This is a genomic window from Rufibacter tibetensis, assembly GCF_001310085.1.
Taxonomy (GTDB): Bacteria; Bacteroidota; Bacteroidia; order Cytophagales; family Hymenobacteraceae; genus Nibribacter; species Nibribacter tibetensis.
In genome coordinates this window covers 4856695-4877650 of the sequence record NZ_CP012643.1, presented here as the reverse complement: position 1 = coordinate 4877650, position 20956 = coordinate 4856695, and the positions used below count along the sequence as shown (strand labels likewise).

The following is a 20956-nucleotide window of genomic DNA, read 5'->3' as shown; positions in this document are numbered from 1 at the left end:
AAATTAGAGTTTGAATTTAGCATCTAACAAAGTATTGGTGCGGGCGTCTCGAACGGCATAGTTAAACCCGCGCTGAATACAGTAGCCACCGTATTCGCCTTGTTTGTTAATGGCGATGAAGCCTACCTGCAAGTCCTTTACATTTTTTTGTTTGGAGATGATACGCTCTACCGCCAGTTGGCAAGCCTTCTCAGGTGCATGCCCCTGGCGCATCAATTCCACTACCAGGTGACTTCCCACCATCCTGATCACGGCTTCACCTAAACCAGTGGCGGTAGCGGCTCCAATCTCATTGTCTACAAACAGGCCTGCGCCAATAATAGGAGAATCACCCACGCGGCCTCTCATTTTATAAGCTGCCCCGCTAGTGGTACAAGCGCCAGCCAGGTTTCCGTGGGCATCTAACGCTAATAGACCAATAGTGTCATGGTTTTCTATGTTGATGACCGGCTTGTACTTAGACTCCTTAAGCCAGTTTTTCCAGTCCTTCTCAGACTCTGGGGTAAGCAGGTTCTCTTTTTTGAAGCCTTTTGCAAAGGCAAACTGCAGCGCGCCATCGCCCACCAGCATCACGTGCGGCGTGTCTTCCATAACCTTCCGGGCTACCGAGATGGGGTGCTTGATGTGTTGCAAATAGGCTACTGCCCCGCAGTTGCTGTCCTTGTCCATGATGCAGGCATCTAAGGTCACATTTCCTTCCCGGTCCGGAAAACCGCCGTATCCTACGGTGCGCACGTTGGGGTCTGCTTCCGGTACCCGTACGCCAGCTTCTACCGCATCCAAGGCATGCCCGTTCTGAGAAAGGATCTTCCAGGCTGCTTCGTTGGCTGGCATGCCGTAGTCCCAGGTAGAGATTACCAAAGGTTTGTTGATTTTCCCTTGTTTGATGGAACCAGAAAATACTTTGTGGATGGGATACAATCCACTTACAAAAGCGGTTCCTAGCGCCGAAAGCCTCAGAAAATTACGTCTGCTGTTCATAGTTTTGGTTGTTGTGTGTGCAGGAAAAAAGAGCGTTTGTTTTGGGCCTACCTTCAGGAAAGTACCCCAAAAACTCTTTAAAGTACTTCATCAAGAAGTTATTAATAAACCTAATAGAAAGGTTAGCTCAGGTGCAATACGCCTTCAAGTACAATCTGGGCTTGGCTTCGCACTTCTAATGTGCTTTCATTCTTGATGCGCAGGTCCAGATAGCCACCTCTGGCTGAGAGCTGAAAAGCCCGCAGTTCGGTTTTACGTAATTTATCTGCCCAATATTTTGCTAAGGCACTGTGCGCTGAGCCGGTCACCGGGTCTTCGTTGATGCCCACCCAAGGCCAGAAGCATCGAGAGTAAAAGTCATACTCCAGGTCCTCAGACCTGGTGGTGACCGCTAACCCATTCACATTATCCAGCAACCGGAGCAGGTGTCCAAAGTCGGGTCGAAGCTGTAGCAGAGTTTGCTTATTTGGCACTTCCAGAATAAGCATCTGAATGGGCTCTGAATAAAACAGGGGAAGAGAAGGAGGTAAACTTAATGCTTCAAAGACCACAGGCAATGAAGCTTGAGGCTGGTAATTGTACAGCGGGAACTGCATCAAAATCTTGTTTTCTTCTTTTACCGCCTCTAAAACCAATTGATGTTGTGTGGTAAACGTCACTTGTTCCAGGCCTAATTCTTCCAGCACCAGTTTGGCCGAGGCAAGGGTGGCATGGCCACAGAAAGCAATCTCCACGGTGGGGGTGAAGTACCTGATGTCAAAAGAAGAATCCTGCTCAGGTCTTTGCACCAGAAATGCTGTTTCAGAAAGATTCATCTCGGCGGCGATGGCCTGCATCTGGTTTTCAGAAAGTGGTTGCTCCACCAGGCATACGCCTGCCGGATTTCCTTTGAAGGCTTCTTGCGTGAAGGCGTCTATGATGTACGTCTTTATTTTCATGTTCTCTCTTAAGCGGAAGCATGAATCTACCAAAGTTCCTCTATTTTCTATTCATTCAATCTCTTGTAAATGATCTTTAAAAGATAAGCTAATACAGCTTTAGTTTTGGTTGGTGATTTGCTAAAAAAGATTGAAGCCTAATGAATGTATTCCACCTGAAATAAAGATTCTGATTCTGCTTTAAGCAACATATATCAATAATGTATCTCCTTAATACGAATCTTTCATCTCCTTTATAAAGAAGCAAAAGCAATTGTCCCAAGTCCATTCCCTCCTGAATGTAGAGGATATAGACTTGGGACAATTGCTTTTGCTTCTACTGGTTTTTTCTGCTTTATGAAAATTCAGCCATTAGTGGACAAGAGCAACAAGTAAGATATTAGCTCTTATTAGGCTTAATCTAAACAAATTTCACCGGTGATGTTTTCGGTAAAGTCGCCATTTGCATTAATGGTGACACCTTCCAGGTACAGTACACCTGTGGCTCCCCTTAATTTTCCGGTGCCACTACCTTCCATAGCAACTGCTGTAGCCCTGAATTCTGTTTCAGAAGCATACCCATCGTAAATACGAAAATCAAGTTTTCCGTGCTTTGTCGTGATCTGAAGAAATCCCGTAAAGGACCCAAATGAAGTTAGAATAAAGGAAGCTCTTGTTGTACCGTTTAACAATCCTCCTCCAATAATATCAGCTTCAGTAGCTATAGACTCTCTGTGTTGGAATATGACTACACCTTCTGCTTTGGCGTTAATCTTATGGCATCTCTTCAAAGCAGGAGTCCAGGAGGTGGATAAGAAAACAAAAATGAAAAGGATTTGAAGAAAAATAAAACGGGTTAACTTTTTCATGTGATGGGGGATAATTCTGAATTGAATACATGGGTTTTGGCAGGTAATGTTACCTATACATTGAAGATAGGGCCGAATGCACATGACTAACTTTCACAAAAGGTATAAGAACCATTCGCCTTAAGCAATACCCATTCTTAGGTATAAATTATTATCTAGTGATTTATAGGCGCTTAGTTTTTATTTCCCTTGATACTATAATCACACCACCCCTTAGATTTTATTTGATAAACAACCTGGCATCAAAAGGGAAAGGCTCAGATTCTAGTAGCTTGATTTCCCCAAATTCCTGGTGACGCGGATTGAACAAGTAATTATGGTCGCCATGCACTACTGCCGAAGGGACTTTCAAGCCCACAAAGCGGCCCTCCTGCACAAAAGCATCACCTATGAGTTGAGTGGCATTGGGGTGGGGGAAAGACTTCCAATCGGAGCTGAGCTGAGGTACGGGAACCTCACTGAGCGGAAGTGTATCTGGTACCTCCAGCGTAATCAGCCAGTAATCAACAGGTACAATTCCCAAAGGAGTGTGTACGGCTATTTCGGTGGTGCATAGCGCACGTGATTCGCAGGTGTAAAGCAGGGCCGTTCCTTTGCTGTTCCAGCGGCCGCCTGCCAGTTCGGCCCCGCGGCCGGAGAGATCATTTTTGTAGAGACCTTTGCTCAGGCGGTACACGATCATGCCAAGACACCGTGTTCAATCCGGGTGAGTTCATCTTTTAGCAAACTGATCCCGAAAGTGGTATCCAGTAAGCTTTTTGGGGTGATGCCTCCTAAGGCTACATTCTTCGCTTCTAACCAGGCGTTGAAACTCTCCTGATTTCCAAACACCTCAATGCCCCGCTTGTACAGCAAGGTTACCTCCAGTATTTTTTCAGAGTGGATGGGGTCAAATGTTTTCTTTTCCTTTTTGTACCGCTGAATGGTGCGCTCAGACAAATGCAGAAATACCGACCACTCACTAAGGTTGAAGGGGCTTTGGCTCGCAATCTTCACAAAAAGTGGGTATTTAATTCCCTGCCGCACTGTCTGCACCAGCAACAGAATGTCGCGGTCATCTACCGAAGTATTGGAAAGGTTGGTTTCTAAATTAAGTGCCGCTGCCATGGTAATTCTGATTTAAGCCAAAGATAACAATTGTCATTATAATAACGACAGTTGTCGTAATTTAGTTTGTTTGCTTCAACCTTGATAAAAAATACCTTACAGGAAAAGCTTTCAGAGAATTAGCCAGATAAGGATTTAACACTAAGTATTATTGTTTTAACTGAGTTTTCTAAAAAAACTTTAAAACAGGTTTTAGAGTAGGATTGCTTTTGCTCCTTCCCATAAATCTGCTTATTCTTATCCTTTGCTTAGTTACTAGCCTACATGATCAGGAAGAAACCTCTCTACGAAAGCCTCTATTTTCAAGTAATCACCGCTATTATCATAGGAGTCGCCTTAGGCCATTTCGTGCCAGATCTGGCAGTCCAGTTAAAACCCTTGGGAGATGCGTTCATCAAATTAGTGAAAATGATGATCGGGCCGGTGGTGTTCTGCACCATTGTCACGGGTATTGCAGGCATGCAGGACATGAAGCAGGTGGGCCGAGTAGGAGTGAAGGCCCTGCTGTACTTTGAGGTGCTCACCACCATTGCGTTGCTCCTTGGTTTATTAGTGGTAAACCTGCTTCAGCCGGGAACGGGCATGCACGTAGATGCCGCTACTTTGGACACCGATGCACTTTCTGCCATGACAAGTGCCGGTGAAAAGACGGAACACGCCGGGGCAGTAGGGTTTTTACTGCACCTCATCCCCAACAACATCATTGACGCCCTTGCCAAAGGAGACTTACTGCAGATCCTGTTTTTCTCCGTGCTGTTCGGGTTTGGATTATCAAAGATTGGGGAACGCGGAAGGCCGGTGTACAACGGCATACAGTCCTTTTCCAATGCATTGTTTGCCGTGATCCACATTATCATGAAAGTGGCGCCTTTAGGAGCGTTGGGGGCTATGGCATACACCATCGGGAGATATGGCTTAGCTTCTTTAGGTGCCCTGGGGCAGCTAATGGGTTCTTTTTACCTGACTTGCGTGGTGTTTATAGTAGTAATTCTGGGAGGGGTGATGAAAGTGATGGGCCTCAGCATTTTTAAATTGCTGCGCTACATCAGGGAAGAACTGCTAATTGTGCTGGGTACCTCCTCGTCAGAAGCCGCGTTGCCCAACCTGATTGAAAAACTGGAGCGGTTAGGCTGTGCCAAACCAGTAGTGGGGCTGGTAGTACCCACCGGCTATTCTTTCAACCTGGACGGAACCTCCATTTACCTGACCATGGCCGCAGTGTTTGTAGCCCAGGCAACGGATACTCCGCTGGACTTTGGGCATCAATTAACCTTGCTGCTGGTCTTGTTGCTAACTTCTAAAGGAGCAGCGGGGGTAACAGGGAGCGGGTTCATCACTTTAGCGGCTACGCTTCCGGCCGTAGGCAATATTCCGGTAGCTGGTCTGGCGCTGATCTTGGGCATTGATCGGTTCATGAGTGAGGCGCGGGCGCTCACCAACCTCATAGGCAACGCCGTGGCTACTATCTTCGTGGCCAAGTGGGAGAAAGAGCTAGACCTGGAGCACGCTAAAAAGCTAATTGGCTGAAAATGATTTCGGGGCTATTTTACAGAAAACAGCCCCGAAACACTATACCTCTTCTGGGTGGTAGATGATCTTATCACGGTGCTTCATGCCCCAGTCACGCAATTCATTAATGACAGGGGTAAGGCTATGACCATACTCGGTAATAGAGTACTCCACGGTAACCGGCGACGTGTCATGCACGGTGCGTTTTACTAATTTATTTATTTCCAACTCTTTCAATTCTTTGGAGAGCATCTTGGCGGTGATGCCCTGCACATCGCGGTGCAATTCTTTAAAGCGTCTTTTGTGCACGCAAAGAGCCACAATAATCGGAATCTTCCATTTTCCACTTAGAATGTCCAGCGCATCTCTGATGGGCAGGATGTGGGTGATGCACAAATTGCGTTCTGATTTGATAACTGCTTCCATATCTGTATGATTTCATCTTAGATACCAGTATATAAATGTAAACCAGTATCTATTTGAAACCAAAAGTACGTAAATTTGTTTATACAACTATCGTACTAACAATTATTTTAAATAAATATAACATGAACTTACTTCAGGATCTGAACTGGCGCTATGCCACCAAACGCATGACGGGCGAGAAAATCCCGCAGGAAAAATTAGATAACATCTTTGAAGCCATCCGGCTTTCTGCTTCCTCTATGGGTTTCCAGCCCTACAATGTGGTGGTAGTGGAAGATCCTGAAATGCGGAAGCAGATTCAGGCAGTAGCTTTCAACCAGCCGCAGATTGTGGAAGCATCACACCTTCTGGTATTTGCGGCTTGGGATCCGTTGTCTGAAGAGCAGGTGGCGGCTTACATGAACCAGATCGCGTCTGAGAGAGGGGTTTCTCCTGATAGTTTGGCAGGTTTCTCCAACAGCATCAACAGCATGATCAAGAGTAGAACTGCTGAGGAGAACTTTAACTGGGCTGCTAAACAAGCCTACATAGCCTTGGGTACTGGTTTAGTAGCGGCCTCTGCTGAAAAAATAGACTCTACACCAATGGAAGGGTTCAACCCGCCTGCCTTGGATGAACTGCTGGGCTTGCGCGAAAAAGGTCTTCGCAGCGTGGCTCTGTTGGCTCTGGGCTACCGTGATGCAGAGAAAGATGTGCTAGCTTCGGCCAAAAAGGTACGTCGTCCGGCAGATAAGTTTTTCCTGAAAGTAGCGTAACCATTCTCCTCAAAAAGAGAATACCTATACAAACCCGCCTTGAAACCAAGTCTTTGGTTCGGCGGGTTTTTCTATTCAATAAATTGACATACCTAAACAAACACTATGAAAAAGCGCATGCTGGGAAAATCGGGCTTAGAAGTAGCTCCATTGGCTTATGGAGGCAACGTCTTCGGCTGGACCATTGATGAGAAAACCTCTTTTCAACTGTTAGATGCCTTCACTGATGCTGGTTTTAACCTAATTGACACCGCAGACTCTTACTCCAACTGGGTACCCGGCAACAAAGGAGGGGAATCAGAAACCATCATAGGCAATTGGGTCAAATCCCGCGGGAATCGTGAAAACGTAGTGATAGCTACTAAGGTGGGATCAGAATTAAGCTCCGAGCGGAAGGGGTTGAATAAAGCCCATATCTTAAAATCAGTAGATGAGTCCCTGCAGCGCCTAAAAACCGATTATATTGACTTATACCAGTCCCACTTTGATGATGAGAGCACGCCTATTGAGGAGACCCTGGAGGCCTACAGCCAAGTAGTTCAATCAGGAAAAGTAAGAGCCATTGGGGCCTCTAACTTCAGCGTAGACCGTTTAAAGCAGTCCCTGGAAATAAGCAGACAGCATCATTTTCCTATTTATCAAACATTACAACCTGATTACAACCTCTACACCCGTCAGGAGTTTGAGGCGGAAATGGAGCAGCTTTGTTTGCAGGAAGAAATTGGCGTTATCAATTATTTTGCCTTGGCCAGTGGTTTTCTGACGGGGAAATATCGATCTGAGGCAGATCTAAGTAAAAGCCAGCGGGGAGGGGGTATCAAAAAGTACCTGAACGAACGCGGCTTCAACATTTTAACTGCCTTAGATGAGGTGGCGGCCAGGCACAATGCCAACCCGGCGCAGGTATCTTTGGCCTGGCTCATGGCTCGGCCAAGCATTACGGCTCCTATTGCCAGTGCCACCAGCTTAAACCAATTAGAAGATTTAACTAAAGCAGCACAATTAACTATAACACAATTAGATATTGATTTGCTAGATAAAGCAAGCTCTTACTAATCCCGTTTAAATATAGCTTATTGCTATCGAAACAAGATGCCTGTTTAGGGGCTGTTTTTATGAAAGCGGCCACTAAACAGGCATCTTGTTTTATGGTAATGAGTAAGAAAAGGATCAATCAAGAAACACCTGACGAGGGATAAACAAATCATCCAGGTTTACCAATGCGTGCAGAATGGGGTGTAGTTCATCGCGCTTAATCTTGAAGATTTCGCGGATGCCTAAAAATCTCACCTCTTCCAGAAGCTGTTCGTGTGGTTCATGCTCCGGATCTGTTCCTAAAGCCAAAGTCCCATTCATCAGCCTTACCTCAAAGAATAACTCAATAGCGTGCAGAGGCGGACGTAAGAACTCATTAAGGTATAAAAAACGGCCCACTTCAACATCCAGACCGGTTTCCTCGTGGAATTCACGTTTCAGGCAATCTTTAACTTTCTCACTGAAATCTAGCCCACCACCGGGGGGCATCCAGAAATTACCTTCGCCAAAGGCGGCTTTGTGACGGGCTAAAAGCAATTTATCGTCTTGTACCAGCAAGCCACAAACTCTGACTCTGGTTTTAGATGAGTATTGTTCCGCAAGCGGATGAATGTTCTCCATAAGTTGTAGGGCGTGTCTTCAGGCAGTACTTTTGCCAGATGTTAAAGACGTTCAATCCTGAGTTTACAAGTACGGTAAAAGAAAAACTTCAGCGGCAATTTTACATGCATTTACTGGGTTTTGAAATAGAAACCATAGAAATAGGCTTAATTGAAGGTAAACTTATTCTGGAAGAAAAGCATAAACAGCACAAAGGCTTCGCGCACGGTGGGGTAATTGCCACCCTGGCAGATATTGTCATGGGATTTGCGGCGGTTACGCTTGTACCTGCTAACCAGCACGTGGTCACCTCGGATTTGAAGATATCTTATCTGAACCCGGGTCTGGGAACTGCCCTTTTTGCCAAAGGGTGGGTTTTGAAACAAGGCAGAACGTTGAACTTTTGTGAAGCAGAAATCTTTAGTATAGATGGTGCTGGCGCGAAGAAGTTGATCGCCAAGGCCTCGGCAACGATGGCCACTATCCGGCCCGAAGCTGCCACTTCCCAGAACTAATTATGACCCCAGCAGAAGCGCTCCGCAAGAACTTTCCTTTTGAACCCACCCAAGACCAGACCAACCTGTTCCAAAAGCTGGACCACTTCATTATGCGCCGGACTGGCCTGAAAGAGGTGTTCTTATTAAAGGGGTTTGCAGGTACGGGTAAAACCACGGTGGTGAGCGCGTTAGTGAAAATCCTGAACAGCTTCGGTTACAAATATGTGCTGCTCGCTCCTACCGGAAGGGCAGCCAAGGTGATGTCAACCTATTCGGCCAAGCCGGCATCAACCATCCACAAGAAAATCTATAAGCAAACCGCCAACCCGTATTCAGATGGTCTGGCTTTTTCCCGTCAACCAAACAAAAGCGAGCAGGTGATCTACATTGTAGATGAAGCCTCCATGATCTCTGACGACAAAGCGTTTGGAGATAATGGCTTGCTGCAGGACCTGATGGGATACGTTTTTGAGAAAACCAGCAATAAATTGCTGCTCATTGGCGATACGGCCCAGTTGCCCCCGGTGAACCAGACCATCAGTCCGTCTCTGGATGCGGCTTATCTGCAAAGCAATTTCCAGTGCCATGTGCACGAAATGGAGATGCGGCAAGTAATGCGCCAGGCTGAGGAGTCTGGGATTCTCATGAATGCCACCCGCCTGCGGAATGAATTGATCAAAGAGCAACCTGAATTAGCGTTTAAGACCCGCGGATTTAGGGATATTTTCTCTATGCGGGGCGATAAACTGGAAGACGGCCTTCGGTACGCTTATGACAAGTTTGGCATTGATAACACCACCGTCATCTGCCGTTCAAACAAAACCGCGAACCTGTACAACCAGCACATCCGCCGACAGATCTTCTTTGCCGAAGACGAGATTGGAGTAGGCGATTACCTCATGATTGTGCGCAACAACTACACGTGGCTACCCAAGGAATCCAGTATTGGGTTCATGGCTAACGGAGACTTTGTGGAGATTACCAAGATCATCCGCTACGAGGAGATGTACGGCCTGCGCTTCGCGGATGTCCGCATCCGGTTTGTGGATTATCCCAATGAGGAAGAGCTAGACACCAAGATTATGCTGGACACTTTGTTCTCGGAGGCACCAGCCTTGCCCGCCGATAAAAACAAAGAGCTTTACCAACAGGTGTTAGTGGATTACCAGCACATCACCAGCAAACGAGCCAGATCTCAGGAAATGCGCCAGGATAAGTACCTGAACGCCCTTCAGGTGAAGTTTGCGTACGCGCTCACCTGCCACAAAGCACAAGGTGGTCAATGGCAAGCCGTTTTCGTGGACCATGGTTTTCTGAAGGATAATCTGGTGAGCCAGGAGTTCGCCCGCTGGTTATACACGGCTGCAACACGGGCTTCAGATCAGTTGTTCCTGGTGAACTTCAACGAGAAATTGCTGGAAAATGCACCTGAACGTGAAGAAGATTGAGTATCTTCGCTTTGGCAACCTGAACACAACACATCACTTTATGAAGAAAATATTCATTGGCGCATTGTTCCTGCTTTTTGGCGGTTCGGCTGCTATGGCGCAAGACACTACTGCCATTAAGCCTACTACCACGGTAGCTCCAATAGTTGCTCCAGCTCCTGTTCCGGTAGGTCCGTCTATGCTTTTTGACGAGCCTAAGTTTAACTACGGGGAGATCAAACAGGGTGATGTCATAGAGCATGGCTTTAAGTTTACGAACAATGGCACGCTTCCTCTTATCATATATGATGTAAAAACTACTTGCGGTTGTACCGTTTCAGAATATCCTCAGGCTCCAGTGATGCCCGGCGAAACTGCAATCATTAAGGCCCGCTTTGACAGTGCAAAAAAACGCGGTCAGCAAAACAAAGTGCTTATAGTAGAGTCTAACGCAGTGCAGGGCAATGCCCAAATTGTGTTTTCCTCTACCATTGCTTCCGCCAATTAGGTTTAAGCACTGCTTTTCTAGAAATAAACAGAAAGCGCCTCTCTTGCTAAGCAGGAGAGGCGCTTTCTGTTTATTTAGGTAGTAAATAGTTAAGGCAGGTTCTTCGCCAAAGCCCATACCAAGTTCAACCATCCGCCAATAAGGAATAAGCCGCCAATGGGAGTAATAGCGCCCATCCATCTAATTCCGGTTAGACATAAGATATACAAAGAGCCGGAGAAAATCAGGATTCCAATTAAGAAACAAATACCAGAAAACCGCAAACCCGAAGCGGCTGGAAATTGCGTCATGAGCACACCTACCAGCAGCAGCCCCAATGCATGGTACATCTGGTACTTGACGGCCGTCTCAAACGTTTCGGTGCGGCCAGTTTCGGTGAGAAGCTTAGAAAGCCCATGTGCCCCGAAGGCCCCAATCATCACACCCAACCCGCTTAGAAGGGCACCCAAGATCAATATCGTTTTAATGGTCATTTTCTGAAAATACGTTAAAAGTTAAAGAGGTACTGAATAGTTGCGGTTGCCAAAAATGGCGCTGCCCACTCTAATCATGGTGCTGCCCTCAGCAATGGCTAGTTGGTAGTCTGAGCTCATGCCCATAGAGATTTCCTTAAAATGAAGAGCGTTGGGAAAAAAGTTTTCTCGCAAGGTTTCAAAGTATCCTCTTAATCGGACGAATTCTCGTTGCAGGTGCTGCTGGTCATTGGTATTGGTGGCTACGCCCATGACTCCGCAGATGCGCACATTTTGCAAACTCAGAAAATCAGCAGAGCCAAGGAGCTGTTTCGCTTCTTCCAGATCTAACCCAAACTTGGTGTCTTCTTCGGCAATGTAAAACTGCAGCAGGCAATCAATCACCCGGTTATGTTTTTGGGCTTGTTTGTCTATTTCCTGCAGTAAACGCAAGCTGTCAACCGATTGGATGAGATGCACGAACGGAGCGATGTACTTGACCTTATTGGTTTGCAGGTGCCCGATCATGTGCCATTCCACATCTGCCGGAAGCTGCGGGTGTTTGTCCTTCATCTCCTGGGCCTTGTTCTCCCCGAAGGCACGTTGCCCGCCCTCATACGCTTCCTGAATCAGTTCTACCGGGTGGGTTTTAGAAACGGCAATGAGCTGGCAGTTGGTGCCTTCCAATCGCTTCTGGAAATCTTTTATGCTTTCTTGAATAGACATCATCAATCTTCTAACGCATTGGTGAAAAAGGTGTTTTTAAGCAAGAGCCACAGCAACAGCATGACAATGGCCCACCGCAAATATATCTGGTAATAGTCACGGGTGTCGCGGTAGCGGGTTTCTTTAATTTCGGTTTTCTCCAGCGTATTGATACGCTGGAAAATCTGGGTGAGGGTATTGGCGTTTTGCGCCCTGAAGAATTGGCCTTCGGACAGGGCGGCCAGTTGCCGAAGGGTCTTTTCCTCCATTCCGGTCTGCACGGTCACAGGTTTACCCGTTGAATCAGGTGCCAATTGGACCGTTCCTTCTTTGCCAATGCCCACCGTGTACAGCTTTACATGAAAGGCGTGCGCCAGTTGCGCAGCCAACTCTGGGTCCAAACTACCAGCGGTGTTTTCCCCGTCACTGATGAGTATACACACCTTTGATTTGGCCTTTGATTCACGAAGGCGGTTAAGAGCCACGGCCAATGCACTTCCAATGGCGGTACCGTCTTCTGAAACCATGTTTAGGTGAATGCCTTTGATGCTTTCCCGCACCAGGTCATAGTCAGTGGTTAGAGGAGAGAGGGAAAAGGCCCTACCAGCAAAGACCACCAGCCCAATTCTATCCTGTACGCGGCCATTCACGAACTGCAAAGCTACTTCCTTTGCCGCTTCAAGCCTGTTTGGCAGAAAATCGGTTAATTCCATAGAGCCTGAAACGTCCATGACCAGTACAATGTCAATGCCTTCAGAGGAGAGTTCTACGGTTTCATCCGTCTTTTGGGGACGGGCCAGCGCTACCAGCACCAGCATCAGGAATAAACCAAACACTACATCAGGGATGTAGCGCAAAATACTGGTCCAGTGCCAGGTGATATTTCCCTCAAACAAGGCTACATCCATTTTCTTTCGGAAGCGCACGTAAAAGAGCCACCTTAGGAAAAAAAGCACTGGCACCAGTAAGAGGGCGTATAGGAATCCTTGGTTCGCCCAGTCATATGATTGCCAAGTGCGCCATGAAAACCAGCTCACATTAAGCCAGGAGAAATCAGCGGGAGCTTGCCACATTGCGCAGGTAGTCTCTTATTAACACGTATCTGGAAGCGGAGAAATCAGCTAGTTGGTTCAGGGCGAAGGTCTCCTCTGCCTCATCATCAGAAATAATGTTCCCGTAGATGGCCCGGTCACAGACTTTCAAGGCATTGCTCACCCGCTCGTCTTCGTCATAGTAGGTCACAATTTCCTTGGTAGTAAAGGAGTTAATAGCTGTGTCTTCCAATTTAGTTAAGTAGTTCTTCCATAAGATGATGGCACGTTCTAGTTGATCCAGCGTTTTACCTCTTTGAAAGCGCTCTCTGGAGGTCTGGAACCTCGATTGAAACTGAGCCTGGTCTTTCTGCAGCACGTACAATTTATACCTTAAGTTAATGCCTTTTCCAAAGAGGGCCCATACTCCTCCAATCAGAATACTGGCAGCTACAGCGCCCAAGGCCCAATACAAATAATTGAATTGCTCCGGAACCGGCCGTAACTGGGTGGCGGATTTCAGAAGCAGCGGCTCTTGCACCGTGGTAACATTCTGAATGAGCACCACCGAATCTCTTGGAGTAGTAAGGTTGAGCGTATCTCCGCTGAAAAACAACTGTGCCGTTAGTTGCAGAGACTGTATTGGTTTTAAAGTAAAGGTGCGGAGAGTATAAACGGTACTGTCTGTACTGATACCCTTCACAGTGCGGGTGGGGAAAAAATCCTTTCGGACTAATTCAAAAGGAGCGAACCGGGCAGAGGTATCGGGGAAAATTACTTCAGCCTGCGGCGAATGCCGAGAGAGCAGCACATATTTGATGGATTGCCCTAATTCAACAGAATCGCGCAGAAAGAACCCTTCTACCGTAATAGCCGGAAGCTGTGCCCAAGAGGGAAAGGGCAGAAAACACAACAAAAGCCAAACCAAGGCTTTTGTTTTATTCAGGTATGATTCTTTCAAAGTATTTTGAAATCGGGAAATATCCCGATGGGCATTCTTAAAGTTATTGATGTTAGGTCTTATGCTTATCTGTTTTGAAGATATTTAATGGATAAATAGGCTTAAATAGTTGTAAATTAAAAGGTTATGAACCGCGTTTCATAGTTCTGTTTCTAGACCTAAATAGTTGAAGGAGCTGGGGTACATAATCCTGCTCCACATAAATAGGCAGAAAATCTGCCTGGTATTGACGGCAAATTTTGGCCAATCTTTCCTGGTTCTGGAGATAAGGGAGAAGGTAGCGGTCTCTGAAAGCTTTGGAGGAAGTATTGATCCAGATGGTTTTTCCTGTCTCTTTATCCAGCAGGGGAATTATGCCTAATTTAGGAAAATCAATCTCCCGCTTGTCCATGAGTTGCAATACCACTAGGTCATGCTTTTTGGCCAGCATGATGAGTTCACGCTCATAGTTCAGGTCTATAAAATCAGAGATCAGGATGATGATGCTTTTGCGCTTCACCACGTTCAAACATATTTTAATACCAGCCCCAATATTAGTTTTAAGTGACTGAGGTTTCAGCTCCGCTAAAGTCTTGATTAGCGTATACGCGTGCTCATTACCTTTGCCCGGTTTCAGGTAGCGTTCCTTCCCGTCACTGAAACATATCATGCCCAATTGGCTTCCCTGTTGCAAAGCTGAAAGAGCCAAAATTCCGCCCACTTCTTTCCCGATGTCCATCTTCTGGGAACCAGGGGTACCTAGTGCATGGGAACCGCTCACATCCAGCAGCAGGAACACGTTTTGTTCTTTTTCTTCGCGGTAGGTTTTCACAAACGTACCATGGCCCTTCGCTGATACGTTCCAGTCAATAGAGCGCACATCATCTCCGTACTGGTAAGCGCGAACGTCATCAAATTCAAGGCCAGAGCTTTTGAACACAGATTTGAAGTCGCCCTGCATTTGGGCGTCAATTGCCTTTCTTATCTGTATCTCGTACTTTCGTAGCTTCCTGACCAAGTCTTTCATACCTGTTTAAGGTTTGTGCAGCCCGCAAAATTACCCAAACTTACGAACAACCGCGTGAAAAAACGTTTGTGCCTCCTTTTACTGCCACTGGCACTTTTCTCCTGCACCCCGGAAGAAGAAAAGCCAGCGGATCTTATTTCAGAGGAGAAGATGACCCGCATCATGATAGACGTTCAACTCACTGAGGCTGTTATTGGCCGTTCTTTCCCTAACTATGATTCTTCAAGGGTCGCCTATAAGCAAGCGCATAAACTGATCTTAAAACGCCACGCTGTTTCTGATAGTGCCTTCAAGCACAGCTATGATTTTTACCTGTCTAAACCAGAGCAGCTGGACAAGATCTATGAAGTGGTGCTAGACAGTTTGAGCGTAAGAGAAGCAAAACTAACGGCTAAATCATTGGCTACAGCTGCTGATTCCTCTAAAACTCAACCTACCTCACCAGATACAGCTCAGGCTGTTGCTACTAAATTCAGAAGACTGACCTTGCCAGACTCTTTGAAGGCTCTTCAAAAAAGAGGTAAAAGAATGATCAAATAAGGCGTTTGCCGTTGGGGACTGGTGCCTGAGGCTGCGCCAGAACAATAAATCCTTCCTCATCTTCAAACCCCGTTACCAGTACCTCTGAAAGCCAGGGGCCAATCTGCTTTGAAGGGAAGTTGGTGACGCATATCACCTGTTTTCCTACTAATTCCTCTACCGTGTAGCGCTGCGTAATCTGGGCGCTGGACTTCTTAATGCCTAGTTCGCCCAAATCAACACGTAGTTTATAGGCAGGCTTTCGGGCTTCAGGAAAGGCAGATGCTTCCACAATGGTGCCTACCCGTAGGTCTACGGCCGTAAACTGTTCCCAAATGATCTTGTTTTCCATGCGCTTTTTTACCTGACAAGGTAAGGGCTCTTGCGGTAAGTGACAAATACCATTGGCTTATCCGTAGAAACCTCTAAGGCAGGTGTGCGTACCTCAAGAGGTGGACTTTCAGATAGATCCGCTTCCATCTACACCTCACCAAAACTATGAAAAACAATACGGGAACAACTTTATCGGTTTGGCAGCCGGGCGTGGAAATGCCGGTCACCCAAGCCTTAGCCAGTAACGTAACCACAGATGTTTGTGTGGTAGGAGCCGGAATTTCTGGCCTGACCACTGCCTACTTATTAGCCAAAGAAGGAAAAAAAGTGGTGGTTGTGGATGCCGGAGAAATCTGTGGTGGAGAAACCAGCCGCACCACTGCGCACCTCTCGTGGGCTTTAGATGACCGATTCTCTAAATTAAATAAAGTCTTTGGTAAGCCTCAGGCCTTGTTAGCCTATGAGAGCCATCGGGAAGCCATTCATAGAATAGAACAGATCATCAAAGACGAGAAGATACAATGCGACTTCACCTATCTTCCGGGGTATCTGTTTTTAGGGGCAACTGACACAGAAGACCAGTTAGACCAGGAACTTGCCGCTTGTCATGAACTGGGCATCATGGATGTGGTGAAACTGAAGCAGTGCCCACTGCCTTCTGTAAGCGACGGGCCTTGTTTGATGTTCCCGCACCAGGCCCAGTTTCATCCGGTGAAATACCTGGCAGTGCTGAGCCGGTACATCCTGGATCATGGCGGAGAGATTTATACCAACAGCCACGTTACCGAGTTTGACACGGGTAGGGTTAACAGGGTCATAACCGATGCTGGTTTCTCTGTCACCTCCAACCATTTGGTGGTATGTACCAACACCCCAGTGAATGACCAGGTGACCATGCACACAAAGCAGGCGCCTTACAGAACCTACGTGATAGGTGCCAGGGTGCCCAAGAGGACCGTACCTACTGCCTTGTATTGGGATGATTCTGACCCATACCATTATGTTCGGCTTGGCTCAATTGCAGGTGAGGAAAACCTGGACAGCGAGATTCTGATTGTAGGCGGGGAAGATCACAAAACGGGCCAAAGTGAAACCGATGAGCGGGAGCGTTTTGACTGCCTGGAAGAATGGACCCGTAAGAAATACCCCATGGTGCAAGACGTCGTGTTCCGCTGGTCTGGGCAGGTGATGGAACCGGTTGACTTCATGGGCTTCATAGGCCGGAATCCCGGCGACAGTAAAAACGTGTACATCGCCACCGGTGACTCAGGACACGGGATGACCCACGGCACTATAGCTGGTATTCTCATCACCGACCTGATTCTGGAACGGGCTAACCCTTGGGAAAAACTCTATGATCCGGGCCGGGTCACCTTATCTACTGATTCTGCCAAGGAGTTCCTGAAAGAGAACCTGAACGTAGCTGGCCAGTATTTAGATTGGGTAAAACCCGGAAACAAAGAAGAAGAGGTCATTGCCCCCGGTACCGGAGTAGTGGTGCAGAAAGGCGTTGGGAAAGTAGCCGTATACTGTGATGCCCAAGGGCAACGGCATGAATGTTCAGCAGTATGTACGCACTTAGGCTGCATTGTGCACTGGAACAATCTGGAGAATTCCTGGGATTGCCCATGCCACGGCTCACGCTTTGACCCGTACGGGAAAGTAGTAGCAGGGCCTGCGCCAAAAGACTTAGAGAAACTTTAAAAGAGAACAGTTTTAAAGAGGTGAGGGGTTTACGTGGTGATTTAGCAAATCAGCACGTAAACCCCTCTTTATATATATGGCTTATAACTAAAGGGTTATATTGAAACAGGTAAAGCTTACTTATAAGCTTCCAATTGCTTCAGCCGGATCTCTACTGAGGCAATCCACTCCATTTGTTTTTCTTTATCAAGCCCGTGGCGGCTCTCCTGGTCATAGAGGTCCTGCTCTTTGTGCCATTTGTTGAAAGCCTCCGTCGCGTATTTATTTAGGTCTGCTGCGCCCCGGTTGCAGGCATTGGGCAGCTCCGCCAAACGTTTGCGGAGTTGGCGGGCATGGAGCTCTGTTAAATCAAAGTGGAGTTGTTCATGGGCCAGGAGCAAAACGGAGGTTTTGTTACGGGTCCAGGATTCCTTTGGGTTGAAAACAGCTTCCACTTTAAACTTGAGTTGGTTGTTCTCGCATTTTACCTTCATCTCCATGTTGGTAGAAGTGAGGGCGTGGTGGCGGTTTTCGGGCGCAGGGTTGCCCGCAAAATCATCCCAGGTCAGTCGTTTCCGAACCGTCCAGGGGATGTCAGCAGAAGGGGCAAGCGTTTTGGGTTTAGTTACTGGAAAAGAGGCGAAAAACAGCGCGCTTATCCAAAGGGGTAGAAATGAAAAGGTCATAGCTGCTCGGGTAACACACTCCTTCCGCAAAGGAGTTTCCTCCAATATGAACTACCTACGAAAAAAATTATTGCGGGCTAAACTTCCTGAATCTAAAAAATAATAAAACTGCTGCAAAAGTTAGGCCCGTCAGAAGCCCCAACCAAATGCCAATGGCACCTAAGTTCGCCCAGAACCCTAACGCATACCCCAAAGGCAAAGCAATAAGCCAGTAGGAGAAAAGCGAGATCATGCTGGGTACTTTTACGTCTTCCAAGCCACGCAAAGCACCTAATGCCACTACCTGTACCCCGTCAGAAAGCTGGAAGACAGCTGCAACAATGAGTAACTGTGCGGCCAGGGCATGTACCGTCACGTCTTTCACGTAGAAGTGCGGGATCAAATCTTTACAAAGGATGATCAGCAAGGCACTGGTGGCCATAAACATGGCTCCCATAATGAGGCTGCTGTACCCGGCGGTATGAATCCCGTGTGCATCTCCTGATCCCCTGAGCTTTCCTACCCTGATGGTGGCTGCCGCTGAGATACCACTGGCCATCATATAGGTTACGGACGCCACGTTTAAGGCAATCTGGTGCGAAGCTAAATCTCTTGCACCCAGCCAGCCAATCATTACCGCCGAGAAACTGAAGGCGCCCATTTCAAAGATCATCTGCAAAGAAATAGGAAAACCTATTTTGAACATCCGGGTCATGTGTGACCAGGAAATGCTCTGAAGGTGCAGATAGCTTCTATACCTTGCAAAGCGTGGCGACATGAAAATGAACATCGCCATCATGCCTGCCATTAGTATTCTGGATATAAGGGTAGCCCAGGCGGCACCGTTCAAACCAAGAGCTGGCATGCCCAGCTTACCGTAGATAAGCACGTAATTCAGGCCCACATTGATCACGTTGGCCAGAATGGAGATGTACATAGACTGTTTGGTGAGGGATAGACCTTCCGCGAATTGCTTAAAAGCTTGGAACACCATGAGGGGTACCATGGAGAGAAACAGGACGTTCACGTAAGGGATTGCTAAACGCACCACTTCCTCCGGTTGATTTAAATAAGCTATAAAAGGCGATAAGCCCCAAAAAGCCAGGAAGAGGAGAATACCAATGAGTGTGTTCAGCACCAGGCCATTTAATAACACCAACGCAATTCGCGTATGATTCTTCCGGCCATCGGCACGGGCCACTAAGGGAGTAATGGCATAAGAAATACCCAAGCCAAAGACCAGGACAATGGTGAAGATGCTGTTCCCCAACGAGGCTGCCGCTAACTGCACTGTTCCAATTCGCCCTGCCATTACGCTGTCTGCCACAGAAACCAAAATGTGCCCCAACTGACTTAATACCACTGGGTAGGCCAGCCAGAAGGTGCTTTTATAATGTTCACGGTAATGGGCAGAGAAAATCACAAAGGGAGGTTTTTAGAAACAGCCCGCAAAGGTAAGGCTATTTTCTTAAACCTATCCCGCTCAAAAGCTTGAGGAAAGAAGAGGAGAAATAAATGAATATGCTTTACTGGGACAACCTGAAAAGCAACTGTGGTACTCTTTTTCTTACAAACAAGGCTTTGTGAAATTGCCTTTATCAAGGCAGCTTTAGCTCTTTTTGTATGACTTGATGAGCTCATGCCTTATATGGGCTGTAGAAACAAAGTCTGTAAGCGCAAAAGGTAGGTTAGCAGATAGGCGGAGTTTTTCTTGGTGTAAACCTGGCAGCCATACTGTGAAAGTTTATTTGAATGAGTTTAAGATTAGGAAACAAAAGCCTTCAAGCGCATAAGAGCACTTTCTAATATTGCCTGAGGCAGTGCATACGAAACTCTTACAGCATTGGCCATGCCCATGTTGGTGCCCGGAAGCACTTCTAAACCTACCTGGTCTTTCAAAGCTGCAGCCCATTCCTCTACCAACTGAAAAGGAGAGGAAGGATTCTGAGGGTAAAGACATCCCTCAACTTGTAAGGTATAATAATAGCCTGCCTGCGGAACTGTAAACTTGAGCTTCGGCATCTTGTCCAGTTCTTTTCTCATCAACTCGCGTTTGCCTTCTAGATCCTCACGGAACTGTTTCCAGATTTGATGACGGTTCCGGGTGGCGGCGGCTGCCCCAGCTTGCAGGAACGGCGAAACTCCTGAAATCCATTTTAGCTGCAGTTCGGTGGCTTTGTGCAGAATCTGAAATGGGGCAATCAGGTAACCTACACGCCAGCCAGACATTGCGAAAGACTTTGAGAAACCATTTACCACCGCAACCCTATCTCTCAGGTGCTCAAACCGTAAAAAGGAGGGAACTGGTTTGTCAAAACCTAAACCATCATAGATTTCATCTGACAGCACATGCAAATTAGGGAACTCCCCCAGCAGCCTGGCTACTTCCTGTAGCTCCTCCACTGAATACACTTTTCCGGTGGGGTTCCCAGGGTTGGTCAGGATTAACAGTTTGGTGTCTGGGTTCAATTTTCTCCGAAGCGCTTCCAGGTTCAAGGAATAGCCTTGCTCTGGATTAGCAGACACAGAAACTAGTTTTCCGCCACTTTGCCTAATTAGCTCCGGAAATGCAAACCAGTAGGGGGCCAGCGCTACTACTTCGTCTCCGGGGTGCAGCAAGCTATGGAGGTACAGATGGATCGCATGTTTGGCTCCATGAGTAATTAGAATCTGCTCTGCCGGCATTGGCACCCCTTCATCTTCCAGGTAACGCTGAGCTAAAGCATTTCTAAGTTCCGGCAGCCCCTCATTAGGTCCATAAAAAGTGTTGTGTTGGGCAATGGCTTCCTGCATAGCCTCTACGGCTGCGGCAGGTGTATGGAAATGGCTTACGCCTAAGTGCAAAGGAATAATGTCCATAAGAAAATGACTATTAGGAGTACAAATAGCGGGACCTAATCTACTCAATGGCTTTCATTAGAAACAGAATTAAACCCTTTTTTTTGAGAAGCAGCCCTGAAATGAGACACT

24 protein-coding genes are annotated in these 20956 nt (G+C 47.0%); 8 read left to right on the top strand and 16 right to left on the bottom strand.

All coding sequences use genetic code 11. The annotated features are described in order from the left end of the window. Positions 1 to 3: 3 nt before the first annotated feature. The 5 genes from DC20_RS20195 to parS form a co-directional block, all read right to left on the bottom strand. Positions 4 to 981: an isoaspartyl peptidase/L-asparaginase family protein gene (locus tag DC20_RS20195; RefSeq protein WP_062545503.1), complete on the bottom strand. Its 978-nt coding sequence runs from the start codon at positions 979 to 981 to the stop codon at positions 4 to 6. A gap of 122 nt (positions 982 to 1103) precedes the next feature. Beyond that, positions 1104 to 1919, bottom strand: coding sequence for a PhzF family phenazine biosynthesis protein (locus tag DC20_RS20190; RefSeq protein ID WP_071885660.1), 816 nt, complete (start codon positions 1917 to 1919; stop codon positions 1104 to 1106). A gap of 395 nt (positions 1920 to 2314) precedes the next feature. Beyond that, positions 2315 to 2767 (bottom strand): hypothetical protein, encoded by a 453-nt coding sequence (locus DC20_RS20180; RefSeq protein WP_062545500.1) that lies wholly within the window; start codon positions 2765 to 2767, stop codon positions 2315 to 2317. 220 nt (positions 2768 to 2987) lie between these two features. Continuing rightward, positions 2988 to 3449 (bottom strand): RES family NAD+ phosphorylase, encoded by a 462-nt coding sequence (locus tag DC20_RS20175; RefSeq protein ID WP_062545499.1) that lies wholly within the window; start codon positions 3447 to 3449, stop codon positions 2988 to 2990. Continuing rightward, on the bottom strand, positions 3446 to 3874 hold the full coding sequence (parS, locus tag DC20_RS20170) for a type II RES/Xre toxin-antitoxin system antitoxin (protein ID WP_062545498.1): 429 nt from the start codon (positions 3872 to 3874) through the stop codon (positions 3446 to 3448). The genes DC20_RS20175 and parS overlap by 4 nt, the downstream gene beginning before the upstream one ends. Before the next feature lie 264 nt (positions 3875 to 4138). Here parS and DC20_RS20165 point away from each other — a divergent pair, with 264 nt between their 5' ends. Then, positions 4139 to 5401 carry a dicarboxylate/amino acid:cation symporter gene (locus DC20_RS20165; RefSeq protein WP_062545497.1) on the top strand — a complete coding sequence of 421 codons (1263 nt, stop codon included), beginning with the start codon at positions 4139 to 4141 and terminating at the stop codon, positions 5399 to 5401. A 42-nt stretch (positions 5402 to 5443) separates the two neighbouring features. On the opposite strand, the gene DC20_RS20160 is transcribed toward DC20_RS20165, so the two are convergent. Next, on the bottom strand, positions 5444 to 5809 hold the full coding sequence (locus DC20_RS20160; protein WP_062545496.1) for a winged helix-turn-helix transcriptional regulator: 366 nt from the start codon (positions 5807 to 5809) through the stop codon (positions 5444 to 5446). A 122-nt stretch (positions 5810 to 5931) separates the two neighbouring features. Between DC20_RS20160 and DC20_RS20155 the strand changes: the two genes are divergently transcribed. After that, the gene (locus tag DC20_RS20155; protein ID WP_062545495.1) at positions 5932 to 6564 is read left to right on the top strand and encodes an NAD(P)H-dependent oxidoreductase; all 633 of its coding nucleotides are present in this window, start codon (positions 5932 to 5934) and stop codon (positions 6562 to 6564) included. Between the two features lie 105 nt (positions 6565 to 6669). Further along, the gene (locus DC20_RS20150) at positions 6670 to 7620 is read left to right on the top strand and encodes an aldo/keto reductase (RefSeq protein WP_062545494.1); all 951 of its coding nucleotides are present in this window, start codon (positions 6670 to 6672) and stop codon (positions 7618 to 7620) included. Between the two features lie 114 nt (positions 7621 to 7734). Here the strand turns inward: DC20_RS20150 and DC20_RS20145 are convergent, their stop codons facing one another. After that, entirely contained in the window at positions 7735 to 8220 is a 486-nt protein-coding gene (locus DC20_RS20145; RefSeq protein ID WP_062545493.1) for an NUDIX domain-containing protein, read from the bottom strand. A 38-nt stretch (positions 8221 to 8258) separates the two neighbouring features. Here DC20_RS20145 and DC20_RS20140 point away from each other — a divergent pair, with 38 nt between their 5' ends. From DC20_RS20140 to DC20_RS20130, 3 genes are read left to right on the top strand one after another with little or no spacing between them, the layout of a single operon-like run. Next, on the top strand, positions 8259 to 8714 hold the full coding sequence (locus DC20_RS20140; protein WP_062545492.1) for a PaaI family thioesterase: 456 nt from the start codon (positions 8259 to 8261) through the stop codon (positions 8712 to 8714). Positions 8715 to 8716: 2 nt separating this feature from the next. Continuing rightward, on the top strand, positions 8717 to 10144 hold the full coding sequence (locus DC20_RS20135; protein WP_062545491.1) for an ATP-dependent DNA helicase: 1428 nt from the start codon (positions 8717 to 8719) through the stop codon (positions 10142 to 10144). Between the two features lie 40 nt (positions 10145 to 10184). Beyond that, positions 10185 to 10631, top strand: a complete 447-nt coding sequence (locus DC20_RS20130) for a DUF1573 domain-containing protein (RefSeq protein WP_071885659.1) — start codon at positions 10185 to 10187, stop codon at positions 10629 to 10631. An 89-nt stretch (positions 10632 to 10720) separates the two neighbouring features. Here the strand turns inward: DC20_RS20130 and DC20_RS20125 are convergent, their stop codons facing one another. The 5 genes from DC20_RS20125 to DC20_RS20105 form a co-directional block, all read right to left on the bottom strand. Continuing rightward, complete coding sequence (locus tag DC20_RS20125) at positions 10721 to 11098, bottom strand: DUF423 domain-containing protein (RefSeq protein WP_062546064.1); 378 nt, start codon at positions 11096 to 11098, stop codon at positions 10721 to 10723. A gap of 27 nt (positions 11099 to 11125) precedes the next feature. Next, complete coding sequence (locus tag DC20_RS20120) at positions 11126 to 11809, bottom strand: YggS family pyridoxal phosphate-dependent enzyme (RefSeq protein WP_062545489.1); 684 nt, start codon at positions 11807 to 11809, stop codon at positions 11126 to 11128. A 2-nt stretch (positions 11810 to 11811) separates the two neighbouring features. Continuing rightward, the gene (locus DC20_RS20115; RefSeq protein WP_062545488.1) at positions 11812 to 12861 is read right to left on the bottom strand and encodes a VWA domain-containing protein; all 1050 of its coding nucleotides are present in this window, start codon (positions 12859 to 12861) and stop codon (positions 11812 to 11814) included. Then, positions 12842 to 13780, bottom strand: coding sequence for a hypothetical protein (locus DC20_RS20110; RefSeq protein WP_062545487.1), 939 nt, complete (start codon positions 13778 to 13780; stop codon positions 12842 to 12844). Before DC20_RS20110 ends, DC20_RS20115 begins: the two co-directional genes overlap by 20 nt. A gap of 124 nt (positions 13781 to 13904) precedes the next feature. Further along, entirely contained in the window at positions 13905 to 14786 is an 882-nt protein-coding gene (locus tag DC20_RS20105) for a DUF58 domain-containing protein (protein WP_062545486.1), read from the bottom strand. A 54-nt stretch (positions 14787 to 14840) separates the two neighbouring features. Here DC20_RS20105 and DC20_RS20100 point away from each other — a divergent pair, with 54 nt between their 5' ends. After that, a complete protein-coding gene (locus DC20_RS20100) occupies positions 14841 to 15326 on the top strand; it encodes a DUF4296 domain-containing protein (RefSeq protein ID WP_157593301.1) in 486 nt (161 codons plus the stop codon). Here DC20_RS20100 and DC20_RS20095 read toward each other — a convergent pair. Continuing rightward, positions 15319 to 15657, bottom strand: coding sequence for a tRNA-binding protein (locus DC20_RS20095; protein WP_062545484.1), 339 nt, complete (start codon positions 15655 to 15657; stop codon positions 15319 to 15321). The two genes, DC20_RS20100 and DC20_RS20095, sit on opposite strands and share 8 nt — an antisense overlap. A gap of 146 nt (positions 15658 to 15803) precedes the next feature. Here DC20_RS20095 and DC20_RS20090 point away from each other — a divergent pair, with 146 nt between their 5' ends. Then, positions 15804 to 17342 (top strand): FAD-dependent oxidoreductase, encoded by a 1539-nt coding sequence (locus DC20_RS20090; RefSeq protein ID WP_062545483.1) that lies wholly within the window; start codon positions 15804 to 15806, stop codon positions 17340 to 17342. Positions 17343 to 17458: 116 nt separating this feature from the next. Here the strand turns inward: DC20_RS20090 and DC20_RS20085 are convergent, their stop codons facing one another. From DC20_RS20085 to DC20_RS20070, 3 genes are all read right to left on the bottom strand, one after another. Next, positions 17459 to 18007 carry a DUF922 domain-containing protein gene (locus tag DC20_RS20085; RefSeq protein WP_062545482.1) on the bottom strand — a complete coding sequence of 183 codons (549 nt, stop codon included), beginning with the start codon at positions 18005 to 18007 and terminating at the stop codon, positions 17459 to 17461. 67 nt (positions 18008 to 18074) lie between these two features. After that, positions 18075 to 19409 (bottom strand): MATE family efflux transporter, encoded by a 1335-nt coding sequence (locus tag DC20_RS20080; protein WP_316934513.1) that lies wholly within the window; start codon positions 19407 to 19409, stop codon positions 18075 to 18077. A gap of 341 nt (positions 19410 to 19750) precedes the next feature. Beyond that, positions 19751 to 20845: a pyridoxal phosphate-dependent aminotransferase gene (locus DC20_RS20070; protein ID WP_062545480.1), complete on the bottom strand. Its 1095-nt coding sequence runs from the start codon at positions 20843 to 20845 to the stop codon at positions 19751 to 19753. Between the last annotated feature and the right edge of the window lie 111 nt (positions 20846 to 20956).

Bases quoted from the DNA above. Each gene is read 5' to 3' on its own strand.
- DC20_RS20195 (WP_062545503.1), bottom strand. From the start codon at position 981: ATGAACAGCAGACGTAATTTTCTGAGGCTTTCGGCGCTAGGAACCGCT.
- DC20_RS20190 (WP_071885660.1), bottom strand. From the start codon at position 1,919: ATGAAAATAAAGACGTACATCATAGACGCCTTCACGCAAGAAGCCTTC.
- DC20_RS20180 (WP_062545500.1), bottom strand. From the start codon at position 2,767: ATGAAAAAGTTAACCCGTTTTATTTTTCTTCAAATCCTTTTCATTTTT.
- DC20_RS20175 (WP_062545499.1), bottom strand. From the start codon at position 3,449: ATGATCGTGTACCGCCTGAGCAAAGGTCTCTACAAAAATGATCTCTCC.
- parS (WP_062545498.1), bottom strand. From the start codon at position 3,874: ATGGCAGCGGCACTTAATTTAGAAACCAACCTTTCCAATACTTCGGTA.
- DC20_RS20165 (WP_062545497.1), top strand. From the start codon at position 4,139: ATGATCAGGAAGAAACCTCTCTACGAAAGCCTCTATTTTCAAGTAATC.
- DC20_RS20160 (WP_062545496.1), bottom strand. From the start codon at position 5,809: ATGGAAGCAGTTATCAAATCAGAACGCAATTTGTGCATCACCCACATC.
- DC20_RS20155 (WP_062545495.1), top strand. From the start codon at position 5,932: ATGAACTTACTTCAGGATCTGAACTGGCGCTATGCCACCAAACGCATG.
- DC20_RS20150 (WP_062545494.1), top strand. From the start codon at position 6,670: ATGAAAAAGCGCATGCTGGGAAAATCGGGCTTAGAAGTAGCTCCATTG.
- DC20_RS20145 (WP_062545493.1), bottom strand. From the start codon at position 8,220: ATGGAGAACATTCATCCGCTTGCGGAACAATACTCATCTAAAACCAGA.
- DC20_RS20140 (WP_062545492.1), top strand. From the start codon at position 8,259: ATGTTAAAGACGTTCAATCCTGAGTTTACAAGTACGGTAAAAGAAAAA.
- DC20_RS20135 (WP_062545491.1), top strand. From the start codon at position 8,717: ATGACCCCAGCAGAAGCGCTCCGCAAGAACTTTCCTTTTGAACCCACC.
- DC20_RS20130 (WP_071885659.1), top strand. From the start codon at position 10,185: ATGAAGAAAATATTCATTGGCGCATTGTTCCTGCTTTTTGGCGGTTCG.
- DC20_RS20120 (WP_062545489.1), bottom strand. From the start codon at position 11,809: ATGTCTATTCAAGAAAGCATAAAAGATTTCCAGAAGCGATTGGAAGGC.
- DC20_RS20115 (WP_062545488.1), bottom strand. From the start codon at position 12,861: ATGTGGCAAGCTCCCGCTGATTTCTCCTGGCTTAATGTGAGCTGGTTT.
- DC20_RS20105 (WP_062545486.1), bottom strand. From the start codon at position 14,786: ATGAAAGACTTGGTCAGGAAGCTACGAAAGTACGAGATACAGATAAGA.
- DC20_RS20095 (WP_062545484.1), bottom strand. From the start codon at position 15,657: ATGGAAAACAAGATCATTTGGGAACAGTTTACGGCCGTAGACCTACGG.
- DC20_RS20090 (WP_062545483.1), top strand. From the start codon at position 15,804: ATGAAAAACAATACGGGAACAACTTTATCGGTTTGGCAGCCGGGCGTG.
- DC20_RS20085 (WP_062545482.1), bottom strand. From the start codon at position 18,007: ATGACCTTTTCATTTCTACCCCTTTGGATAAGCGCGCTGTTTTTCGCC.
- DC20_RS20070 (WP_062545480.1), bottom strand. From the start codon at position 20,845: ATGGACATTATTCCTTTGCACTTAGGCGTAAGCCATTTCCATACACCT.